The 17,993-nt window shown below is 61.1% G+C and carries 16 protein-coding genes; 13 read left to right on the top strand and 3 right to left on the bottom strand.

Annotation, left to right across the window (positions count from 1 at the left end; genetic code table 11):
* The first annotated feature begins 36 nt into the window (after window positions 1-36).
* Window positions 37-2,547 carry a LamG domain-containing protein gene (locus IPM89_03005; GenBank protein ID QQS54829.1) on the top strand — a complete coding sequence of 837 codons (2,511 nt, stop codon included), beginning with the start codon at window positions 37-39 and terminating at the stop codon, window positions 2,545-2,547.
* Between the two features lie 130 nt (window positions 2,548-2,677).
* Window positions 2,678-3,802: a PqqD family peptide modification chaperone gene (locus IPM89_03000; protein QQS54828.1), complete on the top strand. Its 1,125-nt coding sequence runs from the start codon at window positions 2,678-2,680 to the stop codon at window positions 3,800-3,802.
* A gap of 319 nt (window positions 3,803-4,121) precedes the next feature.
* On the opposite strand, the gene IPM89_02995 is transcribed toward IPM89_03000, so the two are convergent.
* A complete protein-coding gene (locus IPM89_02995; protein ID QQS54827.1) occupies window positions 4,122-4,832 on the bottom strand; it encodes a Crp/Fnr family transcriptional regulator in 711 nt (236 codons plus the stop codon).
* Window positions 4,833-4,996: 164 nt separating this feature from the next.
* Here IPM89_02995 and IPM89_02990 point away from each other — a divergent pair, with 164 nt between their 5' ends.
* The 5 genes from IPM89_02990 to hypF all read left to right on the top strand — a co-directional run bounded on the left by IPM89_02990 (window position 4,997) and on the right by hypF (window position 9,764).
* Entirely contained in the window at window positions 4,997-5,446 is a 450-nt protein-coding gene (locus tag IPM89_02990; GenBank protein ID QQS54826.1) for a c-type cytochrome, read from the top strand.
* A 154-nt stretch (window positions 5,447-5,600) separates the two neighbouring features.
* Window positions 5,601-6,188: a HupE/UreJ family protein gene (locus IPM89_02985; protein ID QQS54825.1), complete on the top strand. Its 588-nt coding sequence runs from the start codon at window positions 5,601-5,603 to the stop codon at window positions 6,186-6,188.
* A 69-nt stretch (window positions 6,189-6,257) separates the two neighbouring features.
* The gene (hypA, locus tag IPM89_02980; protein QQS54824.1) at window positions 6,258-6,599 is read left to right on the top strand and encodes a hydrogenase maturation nickel metallochaperone HypA; all 342 of its coding nucleotides are present in this window, start codon (window positions 6,258-6,260) and stop codon (window positions 6,597-6,599) included.
* Window positions 6,600-7,433, top strand: coding sequence for a hydrogenase nickel incorporation protein HypB (gene hypB / locus IPM89_02975; protein QQS54823.1), 834 nt, complete (start codon window positions 6,600-6,602; stop codon window positions 7,431-7,433).
* A 45-nt stretch (window positions 7,434-7,478) separates the two neighbouring features.
* Window positions 7,479-9,764, top strand: a complete 2,286-nt coding sequence (gene hypF / locus IPM89_02970) for a carbamoyltransferase HypF (protein QQS54822.1) — start codon at window positions 7,479-7,481, stop codon at window positions 9,762-9,764.
* 100 nt (window positions 9,765-9,864) lie between these two features.
* Here the strand turns inward: hypF and IPM89_02965 are convergent, their stop codons facing one another.
* Window positions 9,865-10,908: a c-type cytochrome gene (locus tag IPM89_02965; GenBank protein ID QQS54821.1), complete on the bottom strand. Its 1,044-nt coding sequence runs from the start codon at window positions 10,906-10,908 to the stop codon at window positions 9,865-9,867.
* A 229-nt stretch (window positions 10,909-11,137) separates the two neighbouring features.
* On the opposite strand from IPM89_02965, the gene IPM89_02960 reads away from it, so the two are divergent.
* From IPM89_02960 to IPM89_02945, 4 genes are read left to right on the top strand one after another with little or no spacing between them, the layout of a single operon-like run.
* Window positions 11,138-11,377, top strand: a complete 240-nt coding sequence (locus tag IPM89_02960) for a HypC/HybG/HupF family hydrogenase formation chaperone (protein ID QQS54820.1) — start codon at window positions 11,138-11,140, stop codon at window positions 11,375-11,377.
* Complete coding sequence (hypD, locus tag IPM89_02955; GenBank protein QQS54819.1) at window positions 11,361-12,512, top strand: hydrogenase formation protein HypD; 1,152 nt, start codon at window positions 11,361-11,363, stop codon at window positions 12,510-12,512. Before IPM89_02960 ends, hypD begins: the two co-directional genes overlap by 17 nt.
* A complete protein-coding gene (gene hypE / locus IPM89_02950; GenBank protein QQS54818.1) occupies window positions 12,509-13,558 on the top strand; it encodes a hydrogenase expression/formation protein HypE in 1,050 nt (349 codons plus the stop codon). The genes hypD and hypE overlap by 4 nt, the downstream gene beginning before the upstream one ends.
* Window positions 13,559-13,786: a hypothetical protein gene (locus IPM89_02945; GenBank protein QQS54817.1), complete on the top strand. Its 228-nt coding sequence runs from the start codon at window positions 13,559-13,561 to the stop codon at window positions 13,784-13,786.
* A gap of 205 nt (window positions 13,787-13,991) precedes the next feature.
* Here the strand turns inward: IPM89_02945 and pyk are convergent, their stop codons facing one another.
* Window positions 13,992-15,464: a pyruvate kinase gene (pyk, locus tag IPM89_02940; protein ID QQS54816.1), complete on the bottom strand. Its 1,473-nt coding sequence runs from the start codon at window positions 15,462-15,464 to the stop codon at window positions 13,992-13,994.
* Here pyk and IPM89_02935 point away from each other — a divergent pair.
* Window positions 15,463-15,633, top strand: coding sequence for a hypothetical protein (locus tag IPM89_02935; protein ID QQS54815.1), 171 nt, complete (start codon window positions 15,463-15,465; stop codon window positions 15,631-15,633). The two genes, pyk and IPM89_02935, sit on opposite strands and share 2 nt — an antisense overlap.
* A 39-nt stretch (window positions 15,634-15,672) precedes the next feature.
* A complete protein-coding gene (locus tag IPM89_02930) occupies window positions 15,673-17,799 on the top strand; it encodes a glycosyl hydrolase family 57 (GenBank protein ID QQS54814.1) in 2,127 nt (708 codons plus the stop codon).
* Window positions 17,800-17,993 lie beyond the last annotated feature (194 nt).

Here is a 17,993-nt window from a genome sequence, read left to right as displayed (position 1 = left end):
CATCAATTTTTATCGGTTTTTTTGGAGACAACGGAAATGAGCGATACAAGACGAATTGACTCTTGGGTTGTTTCAGTATTCTTTGTGTTGCTGATGACGACCAGCCCCCTGATCTATGCTGATTTAGCTGATGGATTAGTAGCCTATTATCCTTTTGACGGCAATGCCAATGATCAAAGTGGCAATAATAATCATGGTATCGAGAATGGAGGTATTCAATACCAACCTGGGATAAGCGGAAATGCCGTGAAATTTGACGGCGTTGATGACTATATCCGTGTGCCCTCCTCATCTTCCCTTAATCCTGTCAATCAGCTTTCAATTTCTTTTTGGGTGAAAGTAGAGGGGTTCACTAATGGATGGTCGCCAATTATCCACAAAGGTGGTCCTATCTTAGCGGAATACGCCAATAGAGAATATTCGGCTTTTGTGAGTATGGATTCAGCTTTTTCGATTGCATCCGCAGGTGATGGCGCAACTCATATTTATTATTATGCATGTTGTGCAACAGTCAACTATTGGAGACATTACGTAGGCATAATAGACCGACAAAACCATCGCATGAAAATATATGTGGACGGAGTTTTGAAGGTTGACGGCAATGACCCTTATTCAACATTCAACAATAACAATAATGACTTGATTATTGGATCATCAGAGGAAGTAATTTCCTGGTTGTCTCCATTCAGGGGCTGGATTGATGAGTTACGCATTTACAATCGCGCTCTTACCGATGACGAAATACAAGCCCTTTTCGATGCGAATTCAACTATCCAAGCTATCATGTTTACCGAAACTTGGGAGACTCCGGTCATTACAGATGGAGCTGTCTCCACATCCATCATTTTTGGTGGATGGCGCCGCTATTTTGGGGCTGTGAGCAACTCATCAATTTGGAACACGAATAGCTCAGAGCGTTTTAATCAGACCAATCCATTAGCACCTCCAGCAGGAGGCAATCAAATTCTCTTCCTAAGCGGATTAAATGCCGGAATTTATAGGATGAGTGGGCTCTTAATTGAGCCTAATACTACCTATACCCTTTCCGCCGCTATTGGTAACGATCTATTAACAGCGCACGTTGAATACTGGAGCCTACAAGTCTGGGCGGACAGCGATAATAGCTACTTATTTGAAGGGTCTGGAAGGGATACTTTCATTGGTCAGCAGTTTGGGACAACAGCGACTGCTGTTAATCCGGAACCAGGGAACTGGGCGCTTAACTCATTCTTGTTCGATTCGTCCACCACCCCTGCACTTGTCGGTCAGCAATTGATTATCTTCCTCAATAATTTTGGCTCTAACGCCGCCTCTTTCTATGACAATGTTAGCTTTTATGCAGTCAAAAATTCCCCTACCTCTCTTAGGTTAGAACCGCATCAATGGCATCTGATCAGCCCTCTGCCACTGGATGGTGGCGGCGGCGGCACGGTGGGCGAAATCGTGGGCGATGATATTCATGCCGGCAACCTGCCTTCCTCAATTTACGGCAATGCCGGCGCGGATGGCTGGATCATGTACCAGCACAACGCCCTCACCAATCTGTATGAAAACCTCTCGATTGACAGCCTGTTGACTGTGGGACAGGGCTACTGGCTCAAAACGCTCGCGGCCAACCAACAACGCTTCACCGTCAGCGGCAACGCCAACAGCATCACTCCCATCGACCTGGAAGCCGCCCCGACTCCAGCGAACGGTCGCTCCAACATGCTTGGCCACCCGTATGACTACAACGTCTGCTGGAACGACGCGCAGATCTCCAACGACAACTTCGCCACATTCGAAACCCCGACCACCGCCGACCCCGGCAACATCTGCGACACCGACCCAGCCGACCCGACCTGCATTCTGTCCCGCAAGATGTATCAATGGAACGGTGCGGCCTATCAAACCTTCGACGGCACCACGCCGGGCGCTGAAGGCGTGTTGGAACCCTTCGACGGCTTTTTCGTCAAGGTCTTCAAACCGGGCTACCAACTACAAATACCCGCCACCCCCAGTTGCCAGGGCGTTACCGCCGCTACTCACGCCACTCTCACGCGCGCACTCAAGACCACCGATGATTCCGATCCCGAATCCAAGTCGATGGCCAAAAAAGTCCGCAACCCGGACGAATGGAACATCCGCCTGACCGTCAGCGCCGAGGGTCTCACCGATCCCGGCAACCTGATTGGTCGGCTCAACGACAGTCGCAACGGCCATGACGCCCACGACCTCGACGAACGCCCCGCCGACTTCAACCCTCATCTGACCCTGGTGTTCCCACACCACGACTGGGGTAACCACGCCGGTGATTACACCACCGATTTCCGCGCGCTTGAACGGAACCTCACTGGAGCCACCGACTGGGACTTCGAAATTCGCTCCGATCAGCTGCGCACCATCACCCTGACCTGGGACATCGACAACCAAGACATCCGCAACCATTCCCGCCTGATTGACGTGGAGAACAACGTCAAGATCAAACCGAAAAAGGTCAACCGCTACACCATCCCGATGGTGGGCACGACCCATCGCTTCACATGGCGGATGCAGGCTGGCCGGTAGATCAGTGAATAAAGAAGGGGCGCGGCCTAACGGCCGCTACCCCGCCACGACATCATGTAGAGAGATCGTGGGAGAAGACATGAGCATACAGGCGCAAACAACGAACGCTGTCCGAGCGATCACGTATCCATTGGGCGAAGAGCTGGCATTATGGCCTGAAGGCGGCAATCGCCTGTTCGTGCTCAACGATACCGCCCAGATCATTTGGGAAGGGCATCAGGCGGGGCTATCGGCGACGGCCATCGCTGAGCGGCTGGCGCGGCGGTTCGCCGTACCGCCCGAGCAAGCCGAGCAAGACACCCGGATGGCTTTGGCGCAGTGGCATCAAGACGGGCTGCTGGGTGGGACCGGCCATACCCCCCAAGAGCAGCAGAAAGATAATGTACCGGAGCGGTTGCCCCCGCTTCCCCTGCCTGTCGCCGAGCACAATTACCGGCTGGGTGGTTTGATTCTGCGGGTTCGTCTCGGTGACACGAATCTGAGCCAGATCCTGCTCCCGCTACTCCAGCACCTGGCCGTTGCTCCGACCACACCGGCGGATACGGTGTTCGACCTGGCTCCTGATCCCACCGGCTTCGGGTATCTGTTAGGCCAGGATGGGTGCGTGTTGGCATGTAACCTCCGCCAGGACGACAGCATCGCTCATCTTCTCTACCATCTCTTGGCGCATCCCTGCCGGAGAACACCCACGCTGGCGGTGCTGCACGCCGCCGCCGTCGCCGACAGTGATTTATGCCTGATCATGGCCGCGCCTGGCGGCAGTGGAAAAACCACGTTGACGGCTGCGTTACTAACTGAGGGTTGGAACTATCTGGGCGATGACATGATTCTGCTAAGGCGGGATGAACCACCCCGCGCTTGGCCCTTGCCGGGACCACTATGCCTGAAAGCCGGTAGTTGGCCGGTACTGAAGCCTTATTACCCCAACCTTGATACGTGGCCAGTGTTGCAACGCTGGGATCAACCGGTTCGCTACCTGCCACCCCCACAGCCGTCGCTGGATCGCGCCTGGCCAATCCGCGGCCTGATTTTTCCCGCTTACCAGCCCGGTCACTCCACCACTCTTGAATCGCTAACTGCCAGCGCCGCCTTGCAGTCGCTGATCGCCGCCAATGTCCGGTGGCGTCTGCCCCTGACCGCCCATGACATCGGCATGCTCATCGGTTGGCTGAACCACCTACCAGCCTATCGGTTGACATACGACACGCTCTCCGAGGCGGTCGCTGCTATTCGTATCGTCGGAACCGCTTCATGATCAAACAAACCGATACCCAAAACCACAGGGAGATTGCAATGAATTCCCATCATGACGATCCTGTTGTCCAGTCTAATCCTGAGCAACCCTCACCGTCTACTGAGCAGAAACCGGTTAATCCCGCACGCCGCAACTGGATCAAATCAATCGCTAAAAAAGCCACATACACCGCGCCAACTCTGGTCGCCATAACGCTTACGCACAAAGCACACGGTGCGGATTTCAGTGTGCCGCCACCGCCGCCAGGGGCACCAAAAAGCTTTCGGCCTAGATAGCACGGTCACAACATATTGATCCAAGGAGCGATGCATTCGATTTGCTAACTCAGCAACGTCGGCCTGATTTCATCGATTAAAGAATGCGGATGGCTCACGCAAACGGTGCGCCCGGAAAATCGGGCCACACCGTCCTCCTCCAGCCGGCCGATGATCCGAGACAGGGTTTCATGCCGGGCGCCGATCATGGAGGCGAGGTCGCGCCGCGACAACGGCAACTCCATCACCCGGCTACCATCGGTGGTGGTTCGCCCGTGGCGGTTCATCAAGGCCAGCAGCAGGTGGACAAACTTGGTACGGTTGGAAAGCGTTGCGTTGCGTACCAGCTTATCGTGCGCATCGTCCACATCGGTCACCACCCGGCGGAGAAACTGCTGGCCCAAGGCCGGGTTTCTTCCCAGCAAAATCCGGACGGTGTGCCGGTCGATAAAGCAAATCTTGCTCGGCCCCAGCGCTTCGGCGCCGAAACGGCGTTCCTCGTCGAGCAGCACACCGCGATAGCCCAGGGTTTCGCCGGGGTAGACGAGGTGGAGCAAAATCGAGTTGCCCGCCGCGTCGATCTTGCGAATGGCCGCCCCGCCCGAGACGATGCAATAAATGCCGTGGCTGGGTTCGCCGATCGCAAAGATCGACTCGCCGGCATGATATTTCCGGCACTTCTTCGCTTGCGCCAGCAGCTTGAGTTCTTCGCCGGTCAAGACGCTCCATTCATTGTGCTCGCGCGGCAGGCACGCAAAACAGTTGACGCCAGGCATGGTCTTGGGCCTTTCCACATCCGCACCCTCCTTCCACTATAATTTTTGTAGTGATACGCCGCGTTTTCGTCCGACCCTCACGCTCGGAAATCAAGGATGTCACTGAAACGCATGGCTATAATGAGATTGAATATAGTTCAGGAGCGACCGGAAGGAGGGCAGAGATGTCAAGTATCCCGAAGCAGCCCCTACTGGCGATCGCTCTCGCCCTGCTGGTTCTAGGCGGATCGTTATGGGTGATCGACCCCAGCGACGGTCTTTTCGCCCTGTTTCCGGGGGCATCGGCCACGGAAAGCTACCAGTACGCGAGCAAACCGACCGGTTGGAATGGACCCGCCGGGCCATGCGTGATCTGTCACAGCCTGGAAAAAGGCGACTCCTACCGGATCGGCCCCAATCTCTGGGGCATCGTCGGCGCTCCGAAAGGAGGCTCCAAGGGTTTTGGCTATTCCCACGTACTGGCGACGGCGGGCGGGATGTGGACCGAACGGGATCTGGACCGGTATCTCGCCAACCCCAATCAATTTCTGCCCGGCACCAACAAAACGATCTCCGGTTTGGAACCCCAGGCACGCGCCAAAATCATCGCCTTCCTGGCAACGCTGAAGGACTGAGCCATCCGAATCGTCCGACCCGCTATCGCGCGGAGGGCCGCCCGGCATAAACCGCCGGCCGATGGCCTCTTAACATCTTTGCCTCGGGAACGATTGTTACACTTAAACGACTATTGACTATTTCACAATTCATCATCATTAGGGGAGCGCGCGCATGCGAATATTGTCGGATAAACGTGGGTGGGTAGCGTTGGCGTTGCTGGCGACCAGTGGCGTCGCAAACGCCCATACGTCGGGATTGCCGCACATGGATTTCGCCACCGGTCTCGGGCACCCATTCAGTGGTTTGGATCACATTCTGGCGATGGTGGCGGTCGGATTGTGGGCAGCGCAGCGGGGCGGCCGCGTCCTGTGGCTGGTCCCACTGACCTTCGTGCTGAGCATGGCGGCGGGCGGCGCGCTCGGCTTTCTGGGCGTGCAACTGCCCATGGTGGAACTGGGCATCGCCGGTTCGGTGCTGGTGTTCGGGGTGCTGGTGGCGCTGGCCTCGCGGCTGCCCCTGGCGGCCAGCATGGCGCTGGTCGGGGTGTTCGCCCTGTTCCACGGCTACGCCCACGGCGCGGAAATGGCGACGGAATCCAGCGCATTGTGGTATGGCTTGGGCTTCATGTTCGCCACCGCGACGCTGCACCTAAGCGGCATCGGTGTTGCACTGGCGGCGCGTCCGGGCATTCCGGCGCGCTTGGTGCGAATCGGCGGCGCGGCGATCGCGGCCAGCGGCGTGCTGCTGCTGGCGACTTGAACCACTCTCCTCCGGTCTGCTCCGCGCCGTGCGGGGCGGATCGGAACAATCCTCCCGGCAACGCCCGTCATGCACGAACTTTCGCTGTGCGAAAGCATCATCGAAACCCTCACCGTCCAAACCCACCGGCAGGGATTTAGCCGGGTGCGGCGGGTGTGGCTGGAAATCGGCGCGCTGGCCAATGTCGAACTGGATGCCTTGCGCTTCGCCTTCGAGATCGCCCGCCGGGATACGGTGGCAGACACGGCGGAGCTGGATATCGTCACGCTGCCGGGTCAAGCCTATTGCCTGGACTGCGCGCAAGCGATCACGGTCCATGAATATTACGACCCCTGCCCGTGCTGCGGCGGCTTTCAGTGGCGGCTGACGGGCGGCAACGAAATGCGGATCAAGGAATTGGAGGTCGAGTAAATGTGCAGCACCTGCGGTTGCGGTGAAAACGAATTGACCATCCACTCTCACGACCATGCGCAGGACCTTCCTCACGCGCATCCCCACGTTCACGATCATGCCCCCGAAGCCCGGCGGCTCACCCTGGAACAGGATATTCTGGCGAAAAACGCCGAATTCGCCACCGGCAACCGGCGTCTGTTCACGGAACGAGGCATCTTGGTCTTGAACCTGGTCTCCAGCCCCGGTTCCGGCAAGACCACGCTGCTGGCCCGAACGGTTCAGGCGCTGGGCACCGAATTTCCGGTGGCGGTGATCGGTGGCGACCAGCAGACCGCCAACGATGCCGAACGCATCCGCGCCGCCGGAGCGCCGGCGGTGCAAATCAACACCGGCAAGGGGTGCCACCTGGACGCCCACGGCATCGGTCACGCCCTGGAACGGCTGCCGTTGCCGGAACATGGGGTACTGTTCATCGAAAACGTCGGCAACCTGGTCTGTCCGGCGGATTTCGATCTGGGCGAGGCGTGCAAGGTCGTGGTGCTATCGGTGACCGAGGGCGAGGACAAGCCACTGAAATACGCGAATATGTTCGCCGCCGCTGGCTTGATGCTGCTCAACAAGACCGACCTGTTGCCCTATCTGGATTTCGATGTGGAACGCTGTCTGGACTACGCACGACGGATCAACCCCGACGTTCAGATCCTGCAACTGTCCGCTCGGACCGGCGAAGGCATGGACGTCTGGCTGGACTGGCTGCGGCGGGGCCAACGGGCGGCGCTGGCGCAACAAGTCAGCCGTTTGGAAGCGGATCTGGCCGCGGCGCGGGTGCGCCTGGCCGAGAGCCCCGCCTGACCCAAATCCCGAACCAGCGCCCGCCGCTGGCGGCGGAGGTGACGCATGACCGCGCCGCAACGCCGCGCCATCCAGATCAGCGGCCAGGTGCAGGGGGTGGGATTCCGCCCGTTTGTGTACCGCTTGGCGGTAGCGCGCCGACTGAGCGGCTTCGTCCGCAACGACGGCGCGGGCGTGACCATCGAGATTCAGGGCACCCCCGCCGCGTTGGATGACTTTCTCCATGCCCTGCGTCAACCGCCGCCGCTGGCCCGTATCGACGCGCTCGGCATCCGCGAGCTGGCTCCGCATCGGCTGGAACCCGCTTTCGTGATTGCCACCAGCGGCGCCGGCGCGGTCAGCGCCGACATCACGCCGGACACGGCGGTTTGCGACGATTGTCTGGCGGAATTGTTCGATCCCGGCGACCGCCGTTACCGCTATCCCTTCGTCAACTGCACCCACTGCGGCCCGCGCTACACCATTACCGCCGCCCTGCCCTACGACCGCCCCAATACCAGCATGGCCGATTTTCCCCTGTGCCCGGCCTGCACGCGGGAATATCGTGATCCCGGCGACCGCCGCTTTCACGCGCAGCCCAACGCCTGTCCGGTCTGCGGTCCCCATCTGAGCCTGCGCGACGCCACCGGCGCATCGGTCGAAGTGGACGATGTTATCGCCGCCACACTGGACCGTCTGCGCGCCGGTGAGATTCTGGCCATTAAGGGGTTGGGCGGTTTTCACCTGGTTTGCGATGCCCAAAACGCCGCCAGCGTGGCCCGTCTGCGCCAGCGCAAGCAGCGCGACGCCAAGCCGTTTGCGGTCATGGCCGCCAACCTTGCCTCGCTGGCGTACTGGGTGGAAGGCGATGAGGCGGACTGGCGGCGGCTGGCAGCGCCGCAACGCCCCATCGTGCTGCTGCGCCAAGGCCCGGATAGCGGCCGACGCTTGTCCGGCATCGCGCCGGGCTTGGCGCATCTGGGCGTCATGCTGCCCTACACGCCACTGCATTATCTGTTGTTCCACGAAGCGGCCGGTCGTCCCGCCGGAACGGCATGGCTGACGCAACCGCAACCGCTGCTGCTGGTTATGACCAGCGCCAATCCCGGCGGCGAACCCTTGGTGATCGACGACGACGAGGCAACGCGGCGGCTGCAAGGCATCGCCGACGGTTTCGTCACCCACAACCGGGCGATTCTGGCCCGCTGCGAGGATAGCGTTGTGACTGACAATACTTTCATCCGCCGCTCCCGCGGCCACACCCCGCAAGCCATCCGCCTACCCCAAGCCGGACCCTCGACACTGGCGCTGGGCGGTTATCTCAAAAACACCCTCTGCCTGACTCGCGATGATCGAGCCTATCTCTCCCCCCATATCGGCAGCCTCGACAACGCCGCCACCTGCCGGGCCTTGGAAGAGACCATGACCCACCTGCAGGACATTCTGCGGATCGTGCCCGAGCGGGTCGCCCGCGACCTGCATCCGGATTTCCCCAGTAGCCGGCTGGCGGCGACTTACGCGGCGGAGCGGGATTTGCCCTGTATCGCCGTGCAGCACCATCACGCCCACATCGCGGCGGTCGTGGCCGAACACGGTCTGCGGGAACCGGTGCTGGGGTTGGCGCTGGACGGCGTGGGCCTGGGCGTGGATGGCGGCCTCTGGGGCGGCGAACTGCTGTGGGTGGACGGGGCGAATTTCGAGCGGCTCGGCCATCTGCGACCACTGCCCCTGCCCGGCGGCGACCGAGCTGCCCGCGAACCGTGGCGACTGGCGGTGGCGGTGCTGCATCTGCTGGGAAGGGATGAGGAGATCGACCGCCGCTTCGGCGCCAGGGCGACGATCATCCGGCACATGCTGGAACAACGCATCAACACTCCCGAAACCAGCAGCGCCGGCCGCCTGTTCGACGCCGCCGCCGCCGTGCTGGGCGTGCGGGAAGTCAACGACTACGAGGGGCAGGCGGCGATGGAATTGGAGGCGCTGGCACACCGCCACGGCCCGGCGCAACCGTTGATGGAAGCTTTCATCCTGCGTGACGACGGCGCGCTGGACCTGCTGCCGCTGCTGGCCGCTCTGGCCGAAGGCGTGGAACCGGGCCGGGGCGCGGCTTGCTTCCACGCCACCCTGGCGCTGGCGCTGAGCGAATGGCTGCGCTGGGCACGCGACCGAACCGGCTTGGAACAGGTGGCGCTGGGCGGCGGCTGCTTTCTCAACCGCTTGCTGAGCACGCAACTCCAGACCCGGCTGGAAACGGCCGGCTGGCGAGTATTCACCGCCCGGCAGGCACCGCCCAACGACGGTGGTCTCAGCTTGGGTCAGTCGTGGGTGGTGATGCTGGCCAAACCGGGTTGAGCCCTGCCCCAGAGGTGAGAGATTTACGAGGAACGGCGGGCGCACCGGTCACCATGACCTACTGGCTGAGCGGCACGCGCCGCGTGGTGCATGACCGCGCCTAGTTTCCCGTCAGCAGATTGCCGGGCGTTGGCGGCAGCCTGGGCATGAGCTGTTGCGGAAAGGAACCATCCAGCGCTCCCAAGAACGCGACGATGTCCTGAATTTCGCTCTTGCTCAGATCCTTGTTGAGCTGGGTCTTGGCCATCACCCGTACCGCTTCATCCAGACTCTGTACCGAACCGTTGTGGAAGTAGGGTGCGGTGTAGGTCAGATTCCGCAACGTTGGCACTCGCCACATATTTTTATCGGCATCCTGCTTCGTGACGGTATAGCGTCCCAGATCCTCGGTAAGCTTGTGCCGCGCCTCGTAGGCGCTACCAGGGAACGTCGGGAACTTCATGAAAAAGCCCTGTCCCATCGGCAGATTGGCCGAACCGTTGAAAGCGGGGCCGGAATGGCAGGCCGTGCAGCCGGTTTTGGCGAAAGTGTCCATGCCTCGCACCTGCTGTTTAGTCATGGCCTTCTTGTCACCCTTGACGTAGCGATCATAGGCGCTATCCGGCGTGATCAAAGTACGCTCGTAGGCAGCGATGGCTTTGGCGGCGTTGTCCATGGTCACGGTATCGCCTTGGCCGAACGCCGCTGTAAAGTACGACTTGTACCCCGGAATCGCCTGGATGCGGGCAATGGTGGCGTCCAGATTTTCCATGCCCATTTCTATGGGATTGGTCGGCGGCCCCTTGGCCTGTTCTTCAAGCGAAGGCGCGCGACCGTCCCAGAACTGCGCGGAAAGGAACGCCGCATTCCAAACCGTCGGGGCGTTGCGTCCACCCACTTGGCCGTGGACGCCGATCGACGTGGGGCGATGGTCGTCGCCACCCTCCATCACGTTGTGACAGGAAAAACAGGACACCGTGCCGGTCGACGAAAAACGGGTATCGAAATACAACATCTTGCCGAGTGTCACTTTGGCTTCGGTGGTCGGATTGTCGGCAGGCTCAGGCGCCTTGTCCGGCAGTGCCTGCCACTGGCCCTCGGCGGCGAACACCGCACCGGTCAGAACCGCCATACCGAGCAATCCGGAGACAAAACCGTTTTTCATAATTCCCCCCAATTAGTTAAGGAATTTAAACCCTATCAGGTCAACCTTAAACCAAGATGAATTTCAACCTGAGTCGGCCAGCCGGTTGGGGCGTTCGACATCACCAATGGGAAATCTCCAGGGGTTTGGTTGGTGGTCTAAGATGTAAAGAGTTAAAGAGCGCGGACACGACATCTAAACTCTTTTTCATCGCCCCATCTCCATACCGTGCTTTTGGAGGTCCTTCAGCATGTGTCTCGCCATTCCCGCGCAGGTAACCGAATTGATCGATCCCGAGCATGCCGTGGTGGACATGGGCGGCGTGCGCAAGACGATTTCCACCGCGCTGGTGGACGACTTGCAAATCGGCGATTACGTCATCGTCCACGTCGGCTATGCCCTCAACCGCCTGGACCCGGAAGAAGCGGCGGAAACCCTGCGGCTGATCGCCGAATTCTCGGAGATGGCAAACGATGAAATACCTGGATGAATTTCGCGACGGCCGCCTGGCGCAAGGTCTGGCCGCCCGTATCCGGCGGGAGATCGAGCCGGATCGCCGCTATGCGCTGATGGAATTCTGCGGCGGCCACACCCACGCCATCTGCCGCTACGGCATCGAAGACCTGTTGCCGGCCGAAGTGCGGCTGATTCATGGCCCCGGCTGCCCAGTGTGCGTGCTGCCAAGCGGACGATTGCAGGCGGCGATCGATCTGGTGGAACGCGAACGGGTAATTCTGTGCAGCTACGGCGACCTGCTGCGCGTACCCGGCGCCCAGGGCGATACCCTGCTCAAGGCCAAGGCGCGCGGCGCGGATGTGCGGATGGTGTACTCGGTCAGCGATGCGCTGGAGATCGCCCGCGCCCAGCCCGACCGGTCGGTGGTGTTCTTCGCCATCGGCTTCGAGACCACCACCCCGCCCACCGCCGTCGTCCTCCGGCAAGCCCGGCGCGAGGAGCTGGGCAACTTCAGTGTGTACTGCAATCACGTCCTCACCCCGCCGGCGCTGCGGGCGCTGCTGGCAACCGATTTTTCCTCGCCTCATCAAGAAGCGGCGACTCGCGGCGCTGGCGTGGTTAACGGCTTCATCGGCCCTGCTCACGTCAGCACCATCATCGGCACGCGCGCCTACGAGTTCGTCGCCACCGAATACCGCCGGCCGCTGGTCATCGCCGGCTTCGAACCGCTGGACGTGTTGCAATCGATTCTGATGCTGGTGCGCCAGCTCAACGCCGGCGAGGTTCGGGTGGAGAACGAATATACCCGCGCGGTCGGCGCCGAAGGCAATCGCAAGGCGCAACAGTTGATGGAGGAGGTGTTCGAGATCCGCCCGAGCTTCGAATGGCGCGGCCTGGGCGAACTGCCGAACAGCGCCCTGGCGATCCGGCCAGAGTTTGCGGACTGGGACGCTGAACGGCGCTTCGCCGTGCCCGCGATTCAGGCCAGCGACCACAAAGCCTGCGCCTGCGGCGAGGTGTTGCGCGGGGTCAAGCGCCCGGAAGAATGCAAGGTGTTCGCCACCGCCTGCACCCCCGATCATCCACTGGGTTCCTGCATGGTTTCGGCCGAAGGCGCCTGCGCGGCGCACTATCACTATGGGCGATTCCGGCAGGCGGTGGCCTCATGAGTTCCCGGCGGGAAGCCTACGCCCGCAAGCTCGATCTCGCGCGGGGGTGCGTCGAAATCGGCCACGGCGGCGGCGGTCGGGCGATGGCGCAGTTGATCGAGGAATTGTTTCTGGCCGCCTTCGATAACGACTGGCTGCGTGCCCAGGATGACTGTGCCCGTCTGACCGTTCCGACCGGGCGGCTGGTGATGGCCACCGACAGCCATGTGGTGTCGCCGCTGTTCTTTCCCGGCGGCGACATCGGCTGTCTCTCGGTGCACGGCACGCTCAACGACGTGGCGATGGCTGGCGCGCGGCCGCTGTATCTGGCCGCTGGCTTCATTCTGGAGGAAGGTTTCCCGCTGGCCGATCTAAAACGCATCGTGGAATCGATGGCGCGGGCGGCGCGAGACGCGGAGGTGCCCATCGTCACCGGCGATACCAAAGTGGTGGAGCGTGGCAAGGGTGACGGGGTGTTCATCACCACTACCGGCATCGGCGTGATTCCGGCCGGCGTGGACATCTCCGCCAACCGGGCGCGGCCGGGCGACGCGGTGCTGCTCAGCGGCTCGCTGGGCGAACACGGCATGGCGGTGCTGGCGCAACGGGAGAACCTGAGCTTCGATGCGCCCATCGAGTCCGATAGCGCCGCGCTGCACGGTCTGGTGGCGACGATGGTGACGGCGGTTCCCGATATTCATTGCCTGCGCGATCCCACTCGCGGCGGCTTGAGCAGCGCCCTCAACGAAATCGCCCGCCAGTCCGGCGTCGGAATGCGGCTACGCGAAGCGGCCATTCCGGTAAAGGAGCCGGTGCGGGCGCTATGCGAGTTCCTCGGGCTGGACCCGCTGTACGTCGCCAACGAGGGCAAGCTGCTGGCGATCTGCCCGGCGGAAGCGGCGGACACCCTGCTGGCGGCGATGCGCGCCCATCCACTGGGCCGGGAAGCCACCTTGATTGGCGAGGTGGTGGCGGACCCGCACGGCTTCGTGGAGATGGAGACGGTGTTTGGCGGACGCCGGTTGGTGGATTGGTTGAGCGGGGAACAGTTGCCGAGGATTTGTTGAATGGAAACCGATCTCTACAACCCAGAAACACCGGATTCCCGCCCCGCTCCCACGCCCAGCAAGGTCGCGGTGCGGGCGCTCAACTGCCTGCTTGCGGCACTGCCCAAACTGAACGAAGACGCCGAGTCCTTTGCCCAAGACCTTGACGCCATCCGCGAAGCTGTATTGCCAGCGCGGAATCCATGGGGCGCACGACCTGATCATCGCGGCCACCGCGCTTCTTCATGATGGCGCGGTGCTCACTACCAATGCCGCCGAGTTCGCGCGGGTACCTAGCTTGGATATGCTGACCCCACCGGTTTCCTGAAACGATCACTTTGTTGCTCTGGGATTTTGGCGGCCTTTGGCCACTAGGTCTTGACTAAGAGGTCCACCTCATGGCCAATGCGCCACTCCCGCCCAGCATAGCGGTGAACAGGTGCAAAAATACTGCTCAGTCCGCCTTCTCCACCTTCACCACCTTGATCATATTGGTGCCGCCGGACACCCCGACCGGCACCCCGGCGGTGAACACCACCCGATCGCCTTCCCGCACCATGCCCTTGTTGAGTAGAAACTCGGTCGCGGAACTCAGCAGATCGTCCACCGACTGGACGGCGCCCAGTTGCAGCGGCTCCACTCCCCACACCAGCGCCAGCTTGCGCAGGGTGGACGGTTTGGAGCTGAAGGCGATTAGCGGCATCAGTGGCCGAAACTTGGCCAGACCCAGCATACTCGCCCCGCTGTTGGTGAAACCAACCAGATAACGGGCGCAGACCTTGTTGGCCAGATCGATGGTGGCAAAGTGGACGGCATCCTCGACCGGCGGGTAGGCATTGGACAGCAGCACCTCCTGGGCCACCACATTCCTGCGCACCAAGGTCTTGAACACTTCGCTGGTCTCGACGGTCAGCGCGATGTTCTTCATCATCCGCACCGCCTCGACCGGATACTGGCCGGCGGCGGTTTCCGCCGACAGCATCACCGCGTCCGTCCCGTCCAGAATGGCGTTGGCCACGTCATTGGCCTCGGCGCGGGTCGGGCGCGGATTGTTGATCATCGATTCCAACATTTGGGTGGCGGTGATCACCGGCTTGCCGGCGAGGTTGCACTTATGAATGAGGATCTTCTGCATGATCGGCACCTCTTGCGGCGAGGTTTCCACCCCCAGATCGCCGCGCGCCACCATGATCGCGTCGGCCACCGCGATGATGCCGTCGATGTGCCGGAATGCCTCGGGCTTTTCGATCTTGGCGATGATCGGCAGCTTGCGACCGTGCATGGTCAGCATCAGCTCGATCAATTCCTTGACATCGGCGGCCTCGCGCACGAAGGACAGCGCCACGTAATCCAGGCCGTGGTCGTAGGCGAACTGCAAATCGCGCCGATCCTTTTCGGTGATCGCGGAAATGTTCAGCTTGATGTTGGGCAGGTTGACACCCTTGCGCGGCTTCAGACGGCCGCCGTTGACCACGCGGGTGACAATCTCGTGCCCCTCGACCCGCTCGACGACGAATTCGAACAAACCGTCGTCGATCAGAATCCGGTCGCCGGCATTGACTTCCTCGTGCAGGCCACGATGGTCGATGGCCACTTTCTTGACGCCGTCGTGCACGCCACCGATCAGGTCGTCGGTGCTTAGCACCAGCGTCTCGCCGGCGCCCACTTCGAGCGAGTCCCCATCCAGTTGACCAAGGCGGATCTTGGGGCCTTGCAGATCCTGAAAGATGGCGACGTGCCGGTTCAGTTTCCGCGCCGCTTCCCGCACCTGCCGCACGGCCAATTCGTGATCCTCCAGCGAACCGTGCGAAAAGTTCAGCCGAATCACATCCGCGCCTTCCCGCAGCAGTTGCTCGACCGTTTCCGGATCGCGGGAATTCGGTCCCAGCGTCGCCACAATCTTGGTGAATTTCATGATATTCGACATGCTTGCCGCGCCCCTTGCTGAAAGAGTGGATAAAAACAAAAACAATCAAATGCTTATTTTTCTGGTCGGGTTCGCGAAGTGTAAAGGAGGCCACCGACCGCTCAAAGCGGTTTGCGCGGCCAGCCAACCGTTTCGGGGTATTGGCGGCAAGTCGCGTCCGGCGGTCTAAACTCACTCCATCCCTGTAGAACCCACACGAGGTTAAGCAATGACTGAGGTCTTCACTCGTATCCTGCGTATCGAACTGCCCGACTCGCTGCAATGCGATGAATCCGGCAAGAATCCGGCGTTTTCCATCGCCTTCGTCGCCGATGGTCCGGTCCCCTTCCCGCAGATTATTCTGCATACGCCCGAGGGACAACGTCTGATCGCGGGCAAGGCGCTGGAAGAAACAGTGATCGAAGGCGATTACCAGTATGCCGCCGGCATCCCCGCCGGCCTGCTCTGGCCCAACACCTTCACCGTGCAGGCGGAAGGCTGCCGCAAGGCCGACATCCAGCAGGCCGGGGGTGATGACTGGGTCAAGGAGTTCCGCCAGTTGCGGATCGCGCCAAACGCCAAGGCCCAACCGGTCGTTCGGGTGGCAACCGGACCGGGCGATACGCCGGTCAAGCTGTACTTCGGCATCCACAAACACATGCACCAGCCCTACTACAACGCCACCGACCGGATGTACTGGGACGGCGAAAAGGACTCGATCTTCGGGGCGCGTGGCGGCCCCTACACCCATTTCATCCCGAACGCCGTGCGCCAGTACGTCGGCGGCGGGCTGCCTCACGCCGGACTGTCCACCAGTTGGAGCGGCTCGCTGATCGAGCAACTGGACCGCTGCGCCGCCGATGGTCTGTGCGGTGGGCGCTTCGGCGGCTGGAACAACGAATTGCGCGCCGTCGCCCAGGAAAAGACCGAACTGGGTCACCCCCGGGTGGATTTCTCGGCATTCGGTTTCTTTCATCCGCTGATGGCGCTGACCCCGGCCCGCAACATCGTCAAACAGGTCGAATGGCACCGCAACATCATCCGTTCCGCGTTTGGCATCGAAGCGTCCAGCGTGATGTTTCCACCGGAAACCGCCTTCCATGTCCGCATGATTCCGGCACTGAACCAGGCCGGCATCCGGGCGGTAATTTACGATTCCATCCACCGCTTCCGGGCCTGCCGGGACTATCCCTACGCCGGAATCAACGAAGGCATGTTGCCGCCCAACCCGGCCGATCAGGTTAATCCGCCGGTCAATGACTGGCTGCAACTGCGGAATATCTGGGCGGGATCGAAAATTTCCCCGAGCCTGCTCAAGCCGGAATACGTGCAATACGAAGACCCGGAAGGCCAGATTCACCAGATCATCGCGGTGCCGGCCGAGCGCTATATCGGTAACGAGGATGCCCGCGGCGGCTTCGGAGCATTGCAATATCCCGACGTGCTGGGGCAGGTCTACAACCAGATCGTCGAAACCGGCGCCTTCGATCCGCAGCATCCGCCGTTTTTCCTGCTGCACTCCGACGGCGACAACCATGGCGGCGGCGCCGACAGTTACTACAACCATAACACCGGAGAAATGGTGCGGTGGCTACAGGGCGATCCGCGTTTCGAACTGACCACGACGCATGATTATCTCGACCGTTTCCCGCCCGATCCTAGCCAGGCGGCGCATATCGAACCGGGTTCCTGGGCCGGCGCCGACAACGGCGATCCGCAATTCATGAAGTGGTTCAGCCGCTACGACCAGCCCTATTCGCCCGACCTGAATTCCTGGGCGGTGCTGACCGCGTTCCAGAACGTGGTTCATGCGCTGGAGGACGCCGTCCCCGGCAAGCCGTGGCTGGACGACATCAGCCGGCTGATGCTGACCGCCGAAACCAGTTGCTACTGGTACTGGACCGGGCAACACATCTGGGATCAGCAGGTCACCAATGCCACCAACGCCGGTTACGCCATGGTCAAGAGCGAAGTCGATGCGCTCTTGTCGGCGAGCAAGGATCGCACCGGTCCCACCATCTTCGCGCCGTGGGTCACGCCGGAAAATCCGGGTGGCAAGCGCTGGGGTCAGGGTTGCCTGCTGGACGCGCCGCGCGAAGGCACGGTGCATACCTTCGTGTACGACATCGCCGGTCTGAAGCGGGTGACGCTGGTGCTGCGCGCCGCCACGGGCGAAACCCGTCTGGCGATGACCGACAACGGCCCGTATCCGTCGCAAACCGGCGCGGCCATCGTCGCCAACTACTACACCGCCAAGTTGCCGGTCGGCGCCGGTGACCTGCGCTATTACATCGAGGCCGAGGACGGCAAGGGCAACGTCTCGCGTGGGGCGCTGGAGCGGGTGTATCTGGCTTGATTTCGTGAGCAGGCCGGAATCCGGGAAACCGGGTTCCGGCACCGGGAATTCCAAGGGCTTCCCCACCCATCACGAAACGTGCTTAATTTTTTCAAGCCTGTCACAGCGAATCACTATTCCAGAGCAAACCGCTAAACTATATAGGGTATCCGCTTCCGCTGGCTCGCCGCTCACGACATCGTGGAACTCTGTCG

This window comes from Candidatus Competibacteraceae bacterium (genome assembly GCA_016699715.1).
In the GTDB taxonomy this organism is placed as follows: domain Bacteria; phylum Pseudomonadota; class Gammaproteobacteria; order Competibacterales; family Competibacteraceae; genus Competibacter.
The sequence above is the reverse complement of the archived record's forward strand: the minus strand, read 5'-3'. Positions and strand labels throughout refer to the sequence as shown.

Bases quoted from the DNA above. Each gene is read 5' to 3' on its own strand.
- IPM89_03005 (QQS54829.1), top strand. From the start codon at position 37: ATGAGCGATACAAGACGAATTGACTCTTGGGTTGTTTCAGTATTCTTT.
- IPM89_02995 (QQS54827.1), bottom strand. From the start codon at position 4,832: ATGCCTGGCGTCAACTGTTTTGCGTGCCTGCCGCGCGAGCACAATGAA.
- IPM89_02990 (QQS54826.1), top strand. From the start codon at position 4,997: ATGTCAAGTATCCCGAAGCAGCCCCTACTGGCGATCGCTCTCGCCCTG.
- IPM89_02985 (QQS54825.1), top strand. From the start codon at position 5,601: ATGCGAATATTGTCGGATAAACGTGGGTGGGTAGCGTTGGCGTTGCTG.
- hypA (QQS54824.1), top strand. From the start codon at position 6,258: ATGCACGAACTTTCGCTGTGCGAAAGCATCATCGAAACCCTCACCGTC.
- hypB (QQS54823.1), top strand. From the start codon at position 6,600: ATGTGCAGCACCTGCGGTTGCGGTGAAAACGAATTGACCATCCACTCT.
- hypF (QQS54822.1), top strand. From the start codon at position 7,479: ATGACCGCGCCGCAACGCCGCGCCATCCAGATCAGCGGCCAGGTGCAG.
- IPM89_02965 (QQS54821.1), bottom strand. From the start codon at position 10,908: ATGAAAAACGGTTTTGTCTCCGGATTGCTCGGTATGGCGGTTCTGACC.
- IPM89_02960 (QQS54820.1), top strand. From the start codon at position 11,138: ATGTGTCTCGCCATTCCCGCGCAGGTAACCGAATTGATCGATCCCGAG.
- hypD (QQS54819.1), top strand. From the start codon at position 11,361: ATGAAATACCTGGATGAATTTCGCGACGGCCGCCTGGCGCAAGGTCTG.
- hypE (QQS54818.1), top strand. From the start codon at position 12,509: ATGAGTTCCCGGCGGGAAGCCTACGCCCGCAAGCTCGATCTCGCGCGG.
- IPM89_02945 (QQS54817.1), top strand. From the start codon at position 13,559: ATGGAAACCGATCTCTACAACCCAGAAACACCGGATTCCCGCCCCGCT.
- IPM89_02935 (QQS54815.1), top strand. From the start codon at position 15,463: ATGCTTGCCGCGCCCCTTGCTGAAAGAGTGGATAAAAACAAAAACAAT.
- pyk (QQS54816.1), bottom strand. From the start codon at position 15,464: ATGTCGAATATCATGAAATTCACCAAGATTGTGGCGACGCTGGGACCG.
- IPM89_02930 (QQS54814.1), top strand. From the start codon at position 15,673: ATGACTGAGGTCTTCACTCGTATCCTGCGTATCGAACTGCCCGACTCG.